This is a genomic window from Flavobacterium rivuli WB 3.3-2 = DSM 21788 (genome assembly GCF_000378485.1).
Classification (GTDB): Bacteria; Bacteroidota; Bacteroidia; order Flavobacteriales; family Flavobacteriaceae; genus Flavobacterium; species Flavobacterium rivuli.
Window position 1 is genome coordinate 154820 of sequence record NZ_KB899967.1, and the last position, 17356, is coordinate 172175.

General features: G+C 40.8%; 9 protein-coding genes and 1 riboswitch. Of the genes, 8 read left to right on the top strand and 1 reads right to left on the bottom strand.

The window, feature by feature from the left end; genetic code table 11:
* The first annotated feature begins 79 nt into the window (after positions 1 to 79).
* Positions 80 to 191: riboswitch (SAM riboswitch) on the top strand.
* A gap of 144 nt (positions 192 to 335) precedes the next feature.
* Together F565_RS21175 and F565_RS21180 are read left to right on the top strand one after the other, a co-directional pair.
* Positions 336 to 1508, top strand: coding sequence for a trans-sulfuration enzyme family protein (locus F565_RS21175; RefSeq protein ID WP_020211939.1), 1173 nt, complete (start codon positions 336 to 338; stop codon positions 1506 to 1508).
* A gap of 11 nt (positions 1509 to 1519) precedes the next feature.
* Positions 1520 to 2755, top strand: a complete 1236-nt coding sequence (locus F565_RS21180; protein WP_020211940.1) for a homoserine dehydrogenase — start codon at positions 1520 to 1522, stop codon at positions 2753 to 2755.
* Positions 2756 to 3813: 1058 nt separating this feature from the next.
* Here F565_RS21180 and F565_RS0104145 read toward each other — a convergent pair.
* Positions 3814 to 10047, bottom strand: coding sequence for a T9SS type B sorting domain-containing protein (locus F565_RS0104145; RefSeq protein WP_081621309.1), 6234 nt, complete (start codon positions 10045 to 10047; stop codon positions 3814 to 3816).
* Positions 10048 to 10440: 393 nt separating this feature from the next.
* Here F565_RS0104145 and folE point away from each other — a divergent pair, with 393 nt between their 5' ends.
* The 6 genes from folE (at position 10441) to F565_RS0104180 (ending at position 17245) form a co-directional block, all read left to right on the top strand.
* Positions 10441 to 11112 (top strand): GTP cyclohydrolase I FolE, encoded by a 672-nt coding sequence (folE, locus tag F565_RS0104150; protein WP_020211942.1) that lies wholly within the window; start codon positions 10441 to 10443, stop codon positions 11110 to 11112.
* 24 nt (positions 11113 to 11136) lie between these two features.
* Complete coding sequence (gene cysS / locus F565_RS0104155; RefSeq protein WP_020211943.1) at positions 11137 to 12618, top strand: cysteine--tRNA ligase; 1482 nt, start codon at positions 11137 to 11139, stop codon at positions 12616 to 12618.
* A gap of 7 nt (positions 12619 to 12625) precedes the next feature.
* Positions 12626 to 12877, top strand: coding sequence for a membrane protein insertion efficiency factor YidD (gene yidD, locus F565_RS0104160; RefSeq protein ID WP_020211944.1), 252 nt, complete (start codon positions 12626 to 12628; stop codon positions 12875 to 12877).
* A 34-nt stretch (positions 12878 to 12911) separates the two neighbouring features.
* Positions 12912 to 13865: a prolipoprotein diacylglyceryl transferase gene (gene lgt / locus F565_RS0104165; protein ID WP_020211945.1), complete on the top strand. Its 954-nt coding sequence runs from the start codon at positions 12912 to 12914 to the stop codon at positions 13863 to 13865.
* Between the two features lie 218 nt (positions 13866 to 14083).
* Positions 14084 to 15766: an OstA-like protein gene (locus F565_RS0104175; RefSeq protein ID WP_020211947.1), complete on the top strand. Its 1683-nt coding sequence runs from the start codon at positions 14084 to 14086 to the stop codon at positions 15764 to 15766.
* Positions 15767 to 16054: 288 nt separating this feature from the next.
* The gene (locus F565_RS0104180; protein ID WP_020211948.1) at positions 16055 to 17245 is read left to right on the top strand and encodes an aspartate aminotransferase family protein; all 1191 of its coding nucleotides are present in this window, start codon (positions 16055 to 16057) and stop codon (positions 17243 to 17245) included.
* The last annotated feature ends 111 nt before the right edge of the window (positions 17246 to 17356 follow it).

A 17356-nucleotide genomic window follows, 5' to 3' on the forward strand; every position in this document is an offset into this window, starting at 1 on the left:
AATTTTAAAAAAATGTAAATTTTATTTGGAATTTAATTTTATTGTAGCTTACCTTTGCTGCAAGTTCTTTTAAAAATTATTCTTATCCAGAAAGACTGAGGGAATTGACCCTATGACGTCTTGGCAACCTGCCCCGCATTAGCGGGATAAGGTGCCACATTCAACCATGCTTTGGCATGGATAGATAAGTTTAGAAATAGTTTATAATACCTCAAAATATTATTTGCCTTTCTGACTTATCGGGAAGGCATTTTTGTTTATGCCTTTCCCGATACCTGGCTTCGAGTAGTTTTTACGAACGTAACGTTTAATAAAAAAACTAAAAGATAAACAAAATGAAAGAGCAAACAAACATCCTTAACAACCTGCCAATCGATCCATTAACCGGAAGTATTTCGGTGCCTATCTACCAAACATCAACTTTCGTTCAGGATGCTCCCGGCGTACACAAAGGCTACGACTATGCACGCAGCAATAACCCTACCCGTAAAGTTCTTGAAGATTGTATTGCCCAACTTGAAAACGGTACAAACGGCTATGCTTTTGCAAGTGGCCTTGCAGCTATAGATGCTGTTATAAAACTATTATCATCCGGCGACGAAGTTATAGCAGTAGATGATATTTACGGTGGTGCCTTCAGGTTATTTACCCATGTATACGAGAAATTTGGCATCAGCATAAAATATGTTGACACTACAAATGCCCAAAACGTAGCCGATGCCGTTACAGATAAAACAAAACTTATCTGGATAGAATCGCCTACAAACCCTACCCTTAAAATATCTGATATTGCAGCTATATCTGCTATTGCAAAAGCAAACAATATCCTCCTTTGTGTAGATAACACATTTGCTTCGCCAATAGCCCAGAAACCTCTTAACCTTGGTGCAGATATCGTGGTACACAGTGCTACAAAATACATATCGGGCCACAGCGACCTTATTGCAGGTCTTGTAGTTACCGCTACAGAGGAGCTTGGAGCCAAGATAAAATTCATACAAAATGCTTCAGGCGCTATACTTGGGCCATTTGATAGCTGGTTGGTTATCCGCGGTATAGAAACCATCAGCCTGCGTATTAAAGCTCATGCAGAAAATGCTCAAAAAGTAGCTGAATACCTGCTTACAGAAAAACTTATCAAAAACGTTTATTACCCGGGCTTACCTACGCACCATAACCATGATGTTGCTAAAAAACAGCTTAAATACTTTGGCGGTGTAGTAACATTCGACCTTGTAATAGACGATAAAGAACTTGCTTCTCAAATTGTATCCGGCACTAAACTGTTCAAGCTTGCAGAAAGCCTTGGCGGTGTAAAAAGCCTGTGTTGTTTACCAAGCGAAATGACCCACAAATCTATCCCTGTAGAGAAACGTTACAGCGCAGGTGTTACAGACAGCCTTATTCGCCTTTCTGTAGGACTGGAGGATGCCGACGACCTTATCGACGATTTAAAACAAGCCATAGCTGCTGCTGTTAATGCTAATAAAGAAGCTGTAACTGTTTAACACCTCCCCTCATGTCAAGAAAACAATTAAACATAGGCCTTTTCGGTTTTGGGTGTGTGGGCAACGGCTTGTATGAAGTCCTGCAAAAAACCCCGGCCCTTAAGGCCAGTATAAAGAACATTTGTGTTAAAGATAAAAACAAGGCGCGCGAAATAGGTGCCGAAAATTTTACTTTCGATAAAAATGACATCCTTAACGATGACTCCATTAACGTAGTAGTAGAACTTATTGATGATGCTGATGCGGCATTCGAAATAGTTTCGGCAGCATTAAAAAAGGGCAAGGCAGTAGTTTCTGCCAATAAAAAAATGGTTGCAGAGCACTTTACAGAATTGCTGCAACTGCAAAAAGAATATAATGCCCCCCTGCTTTACGAAGCAGCGGCGTGTGCAAGTATGCCTATCATCCGTAACCTGGAGGAGTACTATGATAACGACCTTTTAGAATCTATAGAAGGTATCGTAAATGGCTCTACCAATTATATATTGACCAAGACTTTCTCTGAAAACCTTAGTTATGAGGCTGCTTTAAAAGAGGCCCAGGAAAAAGGCTTCGCCGAAAGTAACCCTATATTGGACACCGGTGGTTTTGACGCAAAATACAAACTGCTTATCCTGTTGGCACACTCTTTTGGATACATTGCCCAGCCGGAAGATATCTTTAATATAGGTATAAACAACATTGGCGAACTCGAGCTTAAATATGCTAAAGAAAAAGGCTTTAAAATTAAACTGGTTGCCCAGGCATTTAAAGGATTAGACGGAGGTTTATCTGCCTTTGTTATCCCAAAATTTGTAACGCCCGAAGATCGCCTTTACCATGTAGATGATGTGTTTAACGGTATTATTACCAAGACAAGTTTTGCCGACACGCACTTTTTTGTAGGCCGTGGTGCAGGGTCATTCCCAACGGCTTCGGCTGTATTATCAGATATCTCGGCACTTAGCTATGATTATAAATACGAGTATAAAAAAATATACCGCGAAGAGAACCTGCAGCTTACAAATGATGTAGAGCTTAAAGTACTCCTGCGTCATAAAAAAGAAAATGCTGAAGCACTAAAACAGCATTTTAATACTATTGAAGAAGCTTATACTAACCACGATTCAGGCTATATTACAGGCAACATTACCCTTGATAATCTTAAAGCACTACAGGCACAAAATACCGGCGACCGCTCGTTTATACTACTTAATGTAGTTACTGAACAGGAAGCTGCCATAAATGCCGACCTTGCTTTAGCTTAAAATAAAAACGCTTTTAAACAAGCGACTACTAAACACTACACAACTACTGGCCCTGCATTATGCGGGGCTTTTTTTGTTTATAGCACAACGCAAGCGCATATTTTAACTATGTTCCTGCCTTTCGCTATATCTCCCTCCTGCGTCGGGAGGATGCCGCTACAGTCAGGGCTATACTGTCACTACAGGTACTTTTTTAAACGTTTGGTATTTGCTCGTTGTTAAAACTAATTCCAGATGAGGATTAGAATAGAGATTCTTCAACTTCGTTGCACTTCGCTCAGAATGACATGAACACGTCAAAATGATAAGTTTAGTAAGCGGCTACTTATTTTTTAAGGAATTCCAAAAGATTCTTCGACTTCGTTACTCTTCGCTCAGAATTACACAAACACGTCAAAAATGATACGTTTAACATTTAGTTAATAGCTGTTCATTTTCCTGTAAACAATTCCAAGAGATTCTTCAACTCCGCTGCGCTGCGCTCAGAATGACACAAATACGTCAAAAATGATACGTTTACCATTTAGTAAATTACTGCTCATTTCCTGTAAGCAATTCTAAGAGATTCTTCAACTCCGCTGCGCTGCGTTCAGAATGACATGAACACGTCAAAAATGATACGTTTAACATTTAGTAAATTACTGCTCATTTTCTGTAAACAATTCTAAGAAATTCTTCGACTTCGCTGTGCTCTGCTCAGAATGACATGTACACGTCAAAAATGATACGTTTACCATTTAGTAAATGGCTGCTCATTTTCGTGTAAACAATTCTAAGAGATTCTTCGGCTTCGTTGCACTTCGCTCAGAATGAGAAAATATTTAAAACGTTACACCACCAAAGAACTACGGTTGCCCTTAAATAAAAGGAGAAATACCATGAAAAAGATTATCCGGATGCACCTGTCATTCTGAGCGGAGCACAGCGAAGCCGAAGAATCTCACAATTTGAAATTTCTCGATCGTCAAATGGCAACTGCTAATTTTTAGGTCGTGATATTAACACCAAAAAATAAGGGCAGCCAAATGGCTGCCCTTACTACTATTTATTATAAACGATTATCGTTTCATTGCAAAGTGAGCTTTAAACTCTCTTACTGTATCTCCATCAGGGAAGGTAACAGTAAACCAGTAATCGTCTGATGGTAGTGGGTGGCCGTTAAAGGTACCATCCCATCCTTGTCCTTCTTCAGGGTTACTGCCCGGAGCTAATTGTTTAAGCAATTTACCATATTTATCAAAGATATAGATCCTTGATGATGGGAAGTTAGCAAGCCCAATGATGTTCCAGTAGTCGTTATAACCATCACCGTTTGGTGTAAAGTATTTAGGGTAATCTATAGTACTTACATCACTTATCGTAATAGGGTCACACGCATCGTTACCGTTAGTAACATCCCTTACGTATATGTTATGGTAGCCTACGCTAACATTTGTAAATACGTTAGAGTTTTGCCAAGGGCCATCTACATACATACTGTATTGGTAATCTCCATAACCTTCTACAAGTATAGTTATTGTCTGGTTGTCAGAGAAAGCATTGCTTACCACGTAACCATCGCCTATAAGGCTTGCAGGTCCGGACATTGTTACGTCCCATCCCGGTATCGCGTCAGACACACAGAAGTTTGGCGCACCACCTGTTACTACTACAGTATAAATACCTGTTTCGAATGCATTGTAGTTAGCCGATGTAGCACCCGGTATGGCTACCCCATCTTTAAACCACTGGAAGGTATTATCCGGTGCAGTAATGTTGCTGCTTAACTCTACATAACGTAACACTTCGTTAGTTTCAAAATCAACACAACTTGTGTGGCTGTCGTTTAAGCTTGATAATACAGGCTCCGGTAACAGGTCTATAGTAACCGGTACAGCTGTGTAAGCAGGACATCCGTAAGGAAGTGTACTCCTTATTGCAGCCCACAATACTGTAGTTGCTGTAGGGTAAACAGATGGATTTGTAATCGCATTCTGGTCTGCCCTTGCATCTGCTTCGGTTAAGTAATACGTAACTACGTAAGTGTAGGTATTATCTATTGGCACCTGAGTACCTATTATTACAGCATCAGCTTCTGTAAGGTCAACCGTTGTAATACCATCATTAATACCATCATAATCACATTCCCTTATAACTGTATCATCTACAGGGTTAGCAATTGTTTGTGGCTCTACAGAAAGTTCAAGCGGCAATACCACGTCGCACTCTGTTGCAATATTTTGTGCATAAACCCATATTGTCTGGTATCTGTATACTGTATTAGTATAACGGAAGTTAAGCGTTGGGTTAGCAGCTCCCGGAGGTGTTACCCTTGGGTCTATTGCATAAAAACGAACAATATAATCTGTTTGTACAGCTCCTGCCGGTAGTATAGTACTACGGTAGTTACCAAGGTCGAACTGTGCATAACCTGTAAAGTTAGTTTGACATATACCGTAAGGTGCTATAGACGTTGCCGGTAATGGATTAACTATAAGTTCTAATGGAACCACTACTGCACACACAGGATCTCCAGGTTCGCTGCCTGCAAGCTCTGCACGTACATATATTGTAGTACTTGCGCTTTCAAAGTTTGTAAAATCTGGTATCGGGTTAGTTCCTGCTAATGCATCGCTCTCTAATACATAATATTTTAACTGCGTAAGAGAAGAGTGAAGCAATATGTTTGCATTCGCCTCTGTAAGGTCAAACGTTGCTATACCATCACCACTCACGTCGTCACACTCCTCAAGAGGTTCTGGTGTAGGATTAGGGTTAGGCAATGGCAATACTTTTACTGTTAAGAATGTGTAACTAACACAACCTTTAGTAGTAGTTACCCTTACAAAGATATCTTTAGGGTTAACCGCCACACCATTTTCAATATTAATATATGCTGTAGGGTTAGCAATAGGCACGTTATTATCTAAATCTGCCTGCGATGCAAAGTACTCCACTACGTTATCCTGGCCAAGGCTATCCGGAGATAAAATCTCTGTATCCCTTGTGGTAAGGTCAAACGTTGTCATCATATCATTAGGCAACGCCTCATCACATAATACATAAACAGCAGGTGCAGTAATAAGCGCCGGTGCATTAACTTTAATTTCAAAGCTTGTTATGCTGAAACACTCTGTAATAGGGTTTTCAACACGTACCCATATAATATCGCCACCATGACCATTATAGGTCGCCGGGCTAACAATCATTGGCTGTCCTGCCTGTGCAGCAGCTTCACTTGCAAAATACTGTATTGTATCATTAACACCTACCTGTGGCCTGATTACAGCATCCTGTAATGTAAGGTCGAATGTAGCAAGGTTATCATGGCCATCATCATCGCGGTCATCACAAGCCTCAAGATCCTCAAGATCCGGAACTATGCTTGCAGGGTTCACAATGAAATCAAGCTGTAACGGTAAAGACACACAACCCGTAATGGTATTCGTTGCTACAACATATACAGTATGGTTAGCAGGGTTCGCATTAAGGTACGATTCTAAATTCTGTATTGGCAACACACCGTTTGTAGCGTTTAAGAATGTTTCGTAAAACGCAACATCTATATTAGCACCATTATTAACAAGGCCTTCTATAAGCTCTTGCAGGTTTATGGTAGCTTCTCCGTTACCATCTGTATCACATAATGTAAGGTCGTCTAATGTAGGAGGTGTAAGTGTAGGCAATGGCTCAACTCTTAAATCCATCAATACAACCCTGAAACATCCTGTTTCCCTCGTAGTAACCCTTACAAACAGCGTTTCTACCGTACGGGTATTTGTGTAAGCATGAGTATCAGCTTCAGGAATAGCATTGTTAGCTAACTGTGCATCCTGGAAGTTGTGGTAAAAAGTAACATCTACACCATTAATACCCGCAGTAATCTCGGCTATTTTAGTGGTAAGGTCAAATACTTCTCTCTCATCGCCCGGATTGTTTTCATCACACTGTGTGTAAGCTGTAGGGAATACAGCTATAGGAAGTGCATTAACAACAAGTTGTAATTTAACTATATCATAACAACCGGTAACATTATTAGTTACCTTAATATATATAAACTCACCTTCTGCAGTACTTGTACTTGGGTAAGCCGCAGGGTTAGGTATAGCATTTGTGTTTGCTACAGCATCTGCCTCGCTTGTAAAGTACGTTACAATAAACTGTGTAGGATCCATAGTGTTTAATACTTCAGGCTCATAGCTTGTAAGGTCAAAAACACCTATTCCGTCAGTATCGTTATCACCATTATCACATATTGCATACGGAGCTGTAGGCTCTGTAGCAACAGGTACCGGGTGAACAATAAGTTGTAATGTAGTTACACTAAAACAATCTGTAGTACTTGATTGTACACGTATGTAAAGTGTTTGTATACCATTTGTAGTTTCTGCAAATACGTTAGTATACTCAGTAGTATTCAGGATAGGGTTCCTGCCACCAAAGTAAAATGCATCATCACGCGTTTCGTGTATAGTAACTGTTACACCACCGGCAGCAGCAATAGCATCAAGCGTAGGCTGTAAGTTAAATGTAGTTACTTCGTCATTGTTAGGGTCACACTCATTAAGAGCAGGCTGTGGTAAAACAACCGGCGGCCCTTGTACTTCAAGCTGTACCGGCGTTGTATTAAGACATCCCGTCCTTGTATCTACAAGTCTGGCATATATTGTAGTAGTAACAGATGTGTAAGGAGATTCAAGCGGTGTAGCAGTACCACTATCGGCATCTGCCTGACTAGTAAAGTATGTTACAGCATAACCTCCTGCACCTTGCGTTACAACAGGTGTAATTTCGGTAAAGTTAAAATCAGCCTCGTTGCTTCCCGGTGTGTTTTCACACTCATAAAATGGTGTTAGGCTTGGGTTAACTACCGGTAACGGATTTACAACTAACCTGAAAGAGCTTATACCAATACAGCCTACGCTGCTTGTTACCCTTACCCAAATAGTTTCTGTAGGAGTTGTATTTGTATAACTTGTAATTGCTGTTATACGATCCCTGTCAGCCTGAGCGGCTGCATTAGTTTTATAAAAACTAACAGTATCTGATGGGTTGGTTGAAGCCTGGCTACTCCTGCTTGTAAGGTCAAACACCTCTACACCATCCGGCGAGTTGTTTACATCACATACCACAATATCCTGAATTGTTCCGGCAATTGGGTTAGGGAATACCGTAACCGGCAACTCTACTATAGTAGGGCAGTTAGCCTGAGCATTTGCATACGTTATCCTAAGGTAAATTATACCTGTACCTGTACTATAAGATTCTGGTAAACCTATAGCATCGGTACCATTCTCTGCACCTTCCATTGTAGTGTGGTAACTTACTATAAGCCCTGTTTGGGTACCTACAGCTTCGTCTCCTGAAAGTACAAGGTTAAATACCTGTGTAACTCCGTTATCAGGGTCATAATCATCACACGCTTCAAGCGGTGTTACAGGCTGCGCAACCGGCTTATCAAGTATTGTAATTACAAACTCTGATTCATCTGTACAAATAGCTGTAGCAGCATCGCCAGCCTGTACAAATATATATAAGGTAGTGCTTTCTGTAATTTCTGTACCTGCAGCAACCTCAGTACCTGTACCGGCAGGGCCGCCAGTAGCAGTATAGTAATGCTGCTCTGCAGATGAAAGTGCAGGTAGCGCATATGTTTCACATCCTGTAGCAGGTGCCAAAACATCGGCAACAGGAGCAGGTATAACAGTTAAGGTATAACTATTTTCATCTACGCAGTTAGGGTCTGTACCCGTTTCTGCATAAATGTAAATTGTCTGACTTGTGTTAAGTTCTGTTCCCACAGCAATAGACTGGCCACCCCCATTAGGACCACCCGGAGCTGTATAATAACCCCCAATAGCAATAAACGGTAATGTATAGGTTGCAGTACTACAAATAAAAGCGTTAGCAGGCGGCACAATTAATGGCCTTGCTGTAACCCTTACTGTAAAACTTGTAAGACTATAACAAGAGGTATTTTCTCTGCTCGTAACACGTACAATTATTGCAGATGTTCCGGTAGCCTGATATTGAGAAGGATTTTGTATAGCCACATTAGCCATTGCGTTTTGCTCGTTAGTGTGATATGATACAGTAACAGCATCTGGGTCTAAACCATCAAGAATGAAACCTAACCGGTCTTCAAGATTAAATGTTTCAGTACCATTACGGTCGTCATCACATGCCGCCATAAGCGGGATGTTTGTTCCTGCTATAGGAGAAATTGCTGAGTTAAGCGCAAAGCTGCGTGTAATATGGCAACCTGTAGCTGTATCTTCTATCCTTACATATATTAACTGACCGTCACCGGCAGACATATAAGCTGTAGGGTTACCTATAGCATCAACATTAGCATTTGCATTGGCACTCGACTCAAAATAAGTCATTGTATATAATGCCGAAGACACACCATTTAATATAATAGGATCGTTTTGACGAAGGTTATATGCAAATGGCGGGTTTGTAGGGCTACATACCAATATAGGCTGTGGCGGAGCGGTAGGAAAAGGCTGCTGCCCCCTTACCACAAAAGTTTCTGAAACTCCCCCTGCACCACAATAGGTATTATTAGCCGTGATGGTATAAGTACCCGGCGAAGTAATATTTAAAGATAAGTTTGTAGCACCGGGAATGTTAGTTCCGCCTGCTCCTGTTAACGGATCGCCACCTACAGACCACTGGTATGTAGTTTGCGCAGGATCGTAAGTACCTATTGTAGATGTTAAAACAGGTGTTACTAATCTTGACTGGCCGTTACAAAGTGTAAAATCATCTATTGGGTCAAATTCACAACCAAAACAGTTTAGTGTACCTGTACCCCCTGTCTGGTCAAAAGTAATGGTACCCGGCTGGTTACTAAAGTTAGTAAGCAACACTACATAGTACTGACCGGCAACCGCCTGTGGTATAGTAAACTGCTCTACAGATGCTGTAGAATAACTACACCCTACCATTGTACTTGGATTTAGGTTCTCTGCACCATATATAGGAGGTGGCCCGTCAAACGGTCCCCATGCTATAAAATCCACATCGATACCCGCTCCAGAAGTACTGGTTTGCGTCATTGTAAAGGTAATACTACCTGATTGGTCTACCTGTGTGTAAAACCACGCAGGGTTAGGATAAGTACCCAAACAGCCATAACTCGCAGCCTCATCTGGTATTTGTGCAGATGGGCCATCTACTGTGTTAGGAAATGGCGGAAGATCGGTATCTCCACAAAACTGTGTCTGGCTATCAGCCGTAGGGCTCTGGGCCAAAGCGGTTAAGCTAAGAAATCCTAATAAAAGTAAGAATAGATACTTTTTCATCATTTTTTAGATAATTTTAAAACGCGAAATTTACAATAAATTGGTATTAACCCAACAAAAAAAACATAATTTTTTAATATAACAGCCCAATACCTTTTTTCCCTAACTATAATTGTGAAAAATTTTAATTTTCATTAAAAATTAACATTATGATACCGTTAACACAGTCATTACAACGTTTTCGTAACTATATTTTTAGCAGTTGGTCGGTTATTTATTACCGTTCACAGACACAACACTGCTTATTATCGAAATATTATCACGATAATACATTATAATGTTATATAAATAAATTGTTAATTTAGAGTTTACAAATTCAGGCTTCTGCATCCGGCATAAAATCAACTTTTATAATTATCTTTGCAACCTGATTTTTTGACAGTAAAACACTATATAATGATTCATAACGATGATAGCCTGGACGAAATTGGAGAGAGCCATATTGGTACCAGTGCACAAACACCTTTAAGGAGTGATGCCTTTGCAATTGATGATGACCAAAAAATTGCCCTTATAAAAAAGGATGTTGAAAATATATTACTTACCCTTGGCATGGACCTTACAGACGATAGCCTGAAAGGAACCCCTAACCGCGTAGCAAAAATGTTTGTAAAAGAAATTTTTGGCGGCCTTAACCCTGCAAAAAAACCAAGCTCGTCTACTTTTGATAATAAGTATAAGTATGGCGAAATGCTTGTAGAAAAAAACATTACCGTATATTCTACCTGCGAGCACCACCTGCTACCTATTGTAGGGCGTGCGCATGTAGCTTACATATCTAACGGTACTGTGGTAGGCTTATCTAAAATGAACCGCATTGTTGATTATTTTTCTAAACGCCCGCAGGTACAGGAACGCCTTACCATACAAATTGTAGACGAACTTAAAAAAGTTCTTGGTACGGATGATGTTGCCTGCGTTATAGATGCAAAACACCTTTGCGTTAACTCCCGCGGCATTCGCGATATTGAGAGCAGTACCGTTACATCCGAATTTGGCGGTAAGTTTAAGAACGAAACTGTTAGAAGGGAATTTTTAGACTACATTAAGCTGGATACTCAGTTTTAATACATTCTTACACCTATTATATATATGCACCTGTACCAAAACCAGTCTTTAAAGATATATAACTCGCTAAGTGGCGAAAAGGAAACATTTATACCCCTGCATCCCGGTGCTGTGGGCATGTATGTATGCGGCCCTACCGTATACAGTAATGTGCACCTGGGCAACTGCCGTACCTTTATATCTTTTGATTTGGTTTACAGGTATCTTAAACACCTTGGCTTTAAAGTGCGCTATGTGCGTAACATTACCGATGTGGGGCATATAGAAGATGATGCCGATGAAGGCGAAGACAAGATTGCAAAAAAGGCGCGGCTGGAAAAGCTGGAGCCTATGGAAATAGTACAGCAGTACTCGGTGGATTTTCACCAGATACTAGAGCTGTTTAATAACCTGCCACCGGGTATAGAGCCTACAGCTACCGGCCACATTATAGAACAGATAGAAACGGTTAAGCAAATTATAGACAACGGTTATGGCTATGAGTCTAACGGGTCTGTTTATTTTGATGTAGTTAAGTTTAACAAAACCCATAATTACGGACAGCTAAGCGGTCGAAACCTGGATGATATGCTATCTAATTCCCGCGAGCTTAGCGGTCAGGAAGAAAAGCGTAACCCTGCTGATTTTGCCCTTTGGAAAAAAGCAGAGCCCGTGCATATTATGCGCTGGCCATCACCATGGGGCGACGGTTTCCCGGGGTGGCACCTGGAATGTACTGCCATGAGCACTAAATACCTGGGTAACCATTTTGATATTCACGGTGGCGGTATGGACCTTAAGTTCCCGCACCACGAATGTGAGATAGCGCAAAACGAAGCTGCCACAGGCCACTCCCCTGTTAACTATTGGATGCATGCTAACATGCTTACCCTTAACGGTAAAAAAATGAGTAAATCTACCGGTAATAATATATTGCCAAGAGAGATATTTACTGGGAACAATACCGTGCTAAGCAAAGCCTTTTCGCCATCGGTAGCGCGATTTTTTATGCTGCAGGCGCATTACCGCAGCGTGCTCGATTTTAGTAATGATGCTATTGTTGCCGCCGAAAAAGGCTATAACCGCCTTATGGAGGCCATAGACAGCCTGGGCAATATTGTTGCCGGCACAACATCTACCATAGATGTTTCTGTATGGAAACAGCATTGCTATGATGCCATGAACGACGATTTTAACAGCCCTATATTAATAGCGCACCTTTTTGAAGGTGTTAAGTATGCTAACCTGCTAAAGGATAGCAAAGAAACGCTTACGCCCGCCGACCTTGAAGTGCTTGCAAAAACATTAAACACTTTTGTATTTGATGTTCTTGGATTGCGCAATGAGGCTGGCGAAGACAGCAGTAACGAAAAACTGGATGGTGTGGTAAACATGCTCATCACTATGCGCAACGAAGCCCGTGCCAATAAAGATTTTGCACTAAGCGACCAGATTAGGATTAAACTGGCCGATTTAGGCATAGAGCTAAAAGATACACGTGAGGGCACTACCTTTACAGTAAACTAATTGTGTTGTGAAGGCAGCCCAGATACTAACCTTGCCTTTTGTACTGTTAATACGGTTCTATCAGGCAGCACTGTCTCCTCTATTGCCGTCGGCATGCCGCTATACCCCTACCTGCTCGCAATATACTATAGAGGCCCTGCAAACCCACGGCCTTATAAAGGGAGGATGGCTTGGTGCAAAACGCATACTAAGCTGCAACCCCTGGGGTGGTAAAGGTTACGACCCCGTACCGCAAAAAAACTGCAACCATAAGCACTAAAGTGATTATTATAAAATATTTTAAAAACATATAAATGACACATTTTTTAAGTTTTACCTGGAACTTTGAAGGAGCATTTCATCTTGGCCCAATAACCCTGAGATTGTACAGCCTTATGTTTGTGGTGGCTTTTGGCCTGGGGTGGATCATAACAAAAAAAATATTTGACCGCGAAGGAGAATCTGTTGAAAAACTTGATAAACTTTTTATATACACCTTAGTGGGTACGCTTATAGGCGCAAGGCTGGGGCATGTGTTTTTTTATGACTGGGAAGATTACTTTAAAGACCATCTTTCTGAAATATTACTACCATTCCGTTGGAACAGCAAGGGCGAATTTGAATTTACAGGTTTTGCAGGCCTTGCCAGCCACGGTGCGGCTATTGCCGTTATACTAACTACTATATGGTACAGCAAAAAGGTAATACACAGACCTATACTATGGGTACTGGACAGGATAACACTGGCTATAGCCAGTGGCGGTATCTTTGTAAGGTTAGGTAACTTTTTTAACAGCGAAATTTTAGGCCGCGTTACATCGCCAAACACTGCAACAGCCGTTAGGTTTATTCGTGGTGAAGACAAGATATTAAACAATAGCGATGTATTACGCATTACACGCCAGACCGACGTTAATAAAGCATACGAATTAATAGAAAAAGACCCCCGCTTTGCCGATACCCTTGCTATGATACCGTACAGGCATCCTGCACAATTATATGAGGCGTTTTGCTACATATTTGTATTTGCAATTGTGTATTATATGTATTGGAAAACTCCTGCACGTAAATACCACGGACTTTTATTTGGCGTGTTTTTAGTTTTACTATGGGCAGTAAGGTTTGCAGTAGAATTTGTAAAAGAAAGCCAGGGTGGTTTTGAAGGCAAAGACCCCGTGTTACTAACCGGCCAATGGTTAAGCATACCTTTTATACTTATAGGTTTTTATTTAATATTTACATCTAAAAACCGAACAGAGACTTTATAACATACAACCACCTTAGGGTGGTTTTTTTATGCTTTCCTTTTTAAAACGCGTAATTCAACAGGCTCCTTATTATTATAGTTATTGTAATAAAACAGTTTAGAGTTTTTTAATACTTGCAGCATATACTTTTCAGTATTGCAGGCCGTTTTTATATTAAGCAAAAAGCGGCTCGTTTATTGTAATCTATTTTGTTTAAATTTGCCCTAAAATCAGCACCCTTGAAAAAACTTTTTTTCTTACTTATACTACTTACCGTGTGGGCAATGCCTGCACTGGCACAGCAAAAAAAACCTGCTAAGATAATTATAGAGCATTCTGATTTTATAGACCGTAACCAAACCGAAATTCCGGGGGCTGTTGTACTTACGGGCAATGTACAGGTATTGCATGACGGCGTAAAAATATGGTGCAACAAAGCATATAAATTTGAAAATGAAAACTATATAAAACTTTTTGGTAATGTAAAAACAAACCAGGGGGACACCATTTTTATGGACAGTAATTATGCCGAGTACAATGGTGATAAAAAGTTTGCCTTTGCCAGCGGCAATGTTGTTATGCGATCGCCAGATATGCGACTGGTGACAGATACTGTTTATTTTGACCGTAACATTCAGCAGGCGTATTATAACTCTAACGGTACCATTTACAGCGGCGAAAATACCCTGAAGAGTAAACAGGGACGTTTTTACATTAAAGAGAAAAAGTATAACTTTTTAACGGCAGTTACCCTTACAAACCCACAGTATGTAATGAAATCTAACCATTTAGATTACTACACAAACTCCGGCCACTCGTATGTTTTTGGGCCAACCACCATTACCGGAAAAAAAGACTTTATATATACCGAGAAAGGTTTTTATGACACCAAGAAAAACCTTGCCACCCTCTTAACTAACTCCTACATTAAATATGACACCCAGATTATTAAGGGCGACAGCATGTATTATGATCGTAACCGGAATTTTTCGTCGGCAACAAATAATGTAAAAGTTACCGATACCGTTAATAAATTTCTTGTAACCGGCCACTATGCAGAGGTTTACAGGGCAAAAGATTCGCTTTTTGTTACTAAACACGCCCTTGCAGTTACGCTTGTAGAAAACGATTCGCTGTACACCCACGCAAAACGCATGGTGGTAATAGGCAAACCGGGAAGCAGGATTATTCGCGGCTACAATGATGCCCGCTTTTATAAGACCGATATGAGCGGCAAATGCGACTCTATACACAGTAATGAAAAGATTGGGTTAACACAGCTTATAAAACGCCCCGTGGTATGGAATGGCGAAAGCCAGGTTACCGGAGATGTTATCCACCTGATATCTAACAACACCACCCAACAACTTGATTCTATTAAAGTGCTTAATAATGCTTTTATAATTCAGCAGGATACCATCTGGTCTAATAAAAACCCTGCCAAGCCACGCTTTAGCCAGATAAAAGGGGTTAACCTGTATGGTAAATTTCGGGATAATAAGCTGTATGAAATAGACCTTATAAAGAATACCGAGAAGGTATATTATATGTATGACAGCGATAACGAACTTATTGGTATAGATAAAGGTGTGAGCAGCAAAATACATATAGAGCTTGAAGACAACCAGATTAATACGGTTACATCTATGATAAAACCGGAAAGTTCCAGCTATCCTGAAACCGAATTACCCGAAAATGCACGTAAGCTGCGGGGCTTTCTATGGCGTGGCGACGAACGGATACGGAGTAAGGAAGATATTTTTCCGCAGGAGGAAAAAGACCTTGATGCCGCCATTGTAAAGAAAAGTACTGCCGATAAAAAGGTAGAAGATACCCCAATGGAAATCAAGAAAGAAACCCTGGATTATGACAAGAACAACCCTAAACCTAAGCCCGTTGCTCCGCAAAATAGTGGTCAGTAGTTAGTGGTCAGTCGCAGTTTTCAGGTATCGCCTATCATTTATTAAAGTTAAACCGCTAATATTAGGTTTATGAACGAAACATATTAAAGTTAAAGAACTTTTTAATTCGAATACTCTAATATTCAGCTTCGTGCCCTTTCAGCATACGCTATTATGCATTCTGTTCAAAACTATTCGCTACACCTTGTGTACCCGGCGAAAAACTTTGTGACCTTTGTAGTGAAATTTACAGTTCGCGTTTACTGAAACAAGCATCTGTACTTATTACGTCCTGAATAAAATACTATCATGATTAACGATTTTTACAAATACCAGGCTCAAACCTCGCCCTACCCTTTAGGCATGGAAGTTTCGCACGCCGATGGCTCCTATATATATGATACCACCGGTAAAGCCTACCTCGATTTTGTAGCAGGGGTATCTGCAGCCAGCCTTGGGCACAAGCACCCGCGCGTAAACCAGGCTATTATAGACCAGCTTAATAAATACAGCCATGTTATGGTGTATGGCGAATATGCCCAGCACCCGGCTACAGAATTTTGCCGCCTTTTGGCAGAGCACCTGCCGGAACAACTTAGCAAAACCTACCTTACCAATAGCGGTACCGAAGCTACCGAAGGCGCACTAAAGCTTGCCCGCAGGGTAACCGGCCGTAGCCAGTTAATATCCTGCCATCACGCTTATCACGGCAATACTATGGGCTCTATGAGTGTTATGGGCCACGAAGAGCGCAAGCAGGTGTTTCGCCCATTAGTGCCCGATGTAGATTTTATTACATTTAATAATGAAGAAGATCTGCAAAAGATAACCACTAAAACCGCTGGTATAATATTAGAAACCATACAAGGGGGTGCAGGGTTTATACAGCCGCATAACGATTTTCTTAAAAAAGTTCGCGAACGCTGTACCGAAGTGGGTGCAGTAATGATACTCGACGAGATACAACCGGGCTTTGGGCGATGCGGTAAACTATTTGGTTTCCAGAATTATGACGTAGTGCCCGATGTTGTTGTAATGGGCAAAGGTATGGGAGGCGGCATGCCTGTAGGTGCCTTTACGGCATCGCCTGCTATGATGGACTTACTGAGCCACGACCCTAAGCTGGGACACATAACTACCTTTGGAGGGCATCCTGTTATTGCAGCTGCGTGCCTTGCAACGTTACAGGAAATTACAGAGACTGACATAATGGCGCAGGCACTGGAAAAAGAAAAGCTGTTTAGATCATTATTAGTTCACCCCTTAATAACCGAAGTGCGCGGCGAAGGGCTTATGCTTGCCGCAATGACTGAAAGGCCTGATATTACTGATAAAGTTATTTTAAGATGCCATGAAAAAGGGTTAATATTATTCTGGCTTTTGTTTGAAGGCAGAGCAATAAGGATAACACCTCCCCTAACCATTTCAGAATCGGAAATTAAAGAAGGATGTGGCATTATTATTGAAGTTATGAACCAAATTATGCAGGAAATTGCATAATATGTTGCACCTCAACGTTAGACTAAAGTTAAATATAAAGTCAGGGCGCAATAGACAATATTTAATTAATTGAAAATCAAGTTTTTAAAACAATTATTTATACAGTACGCT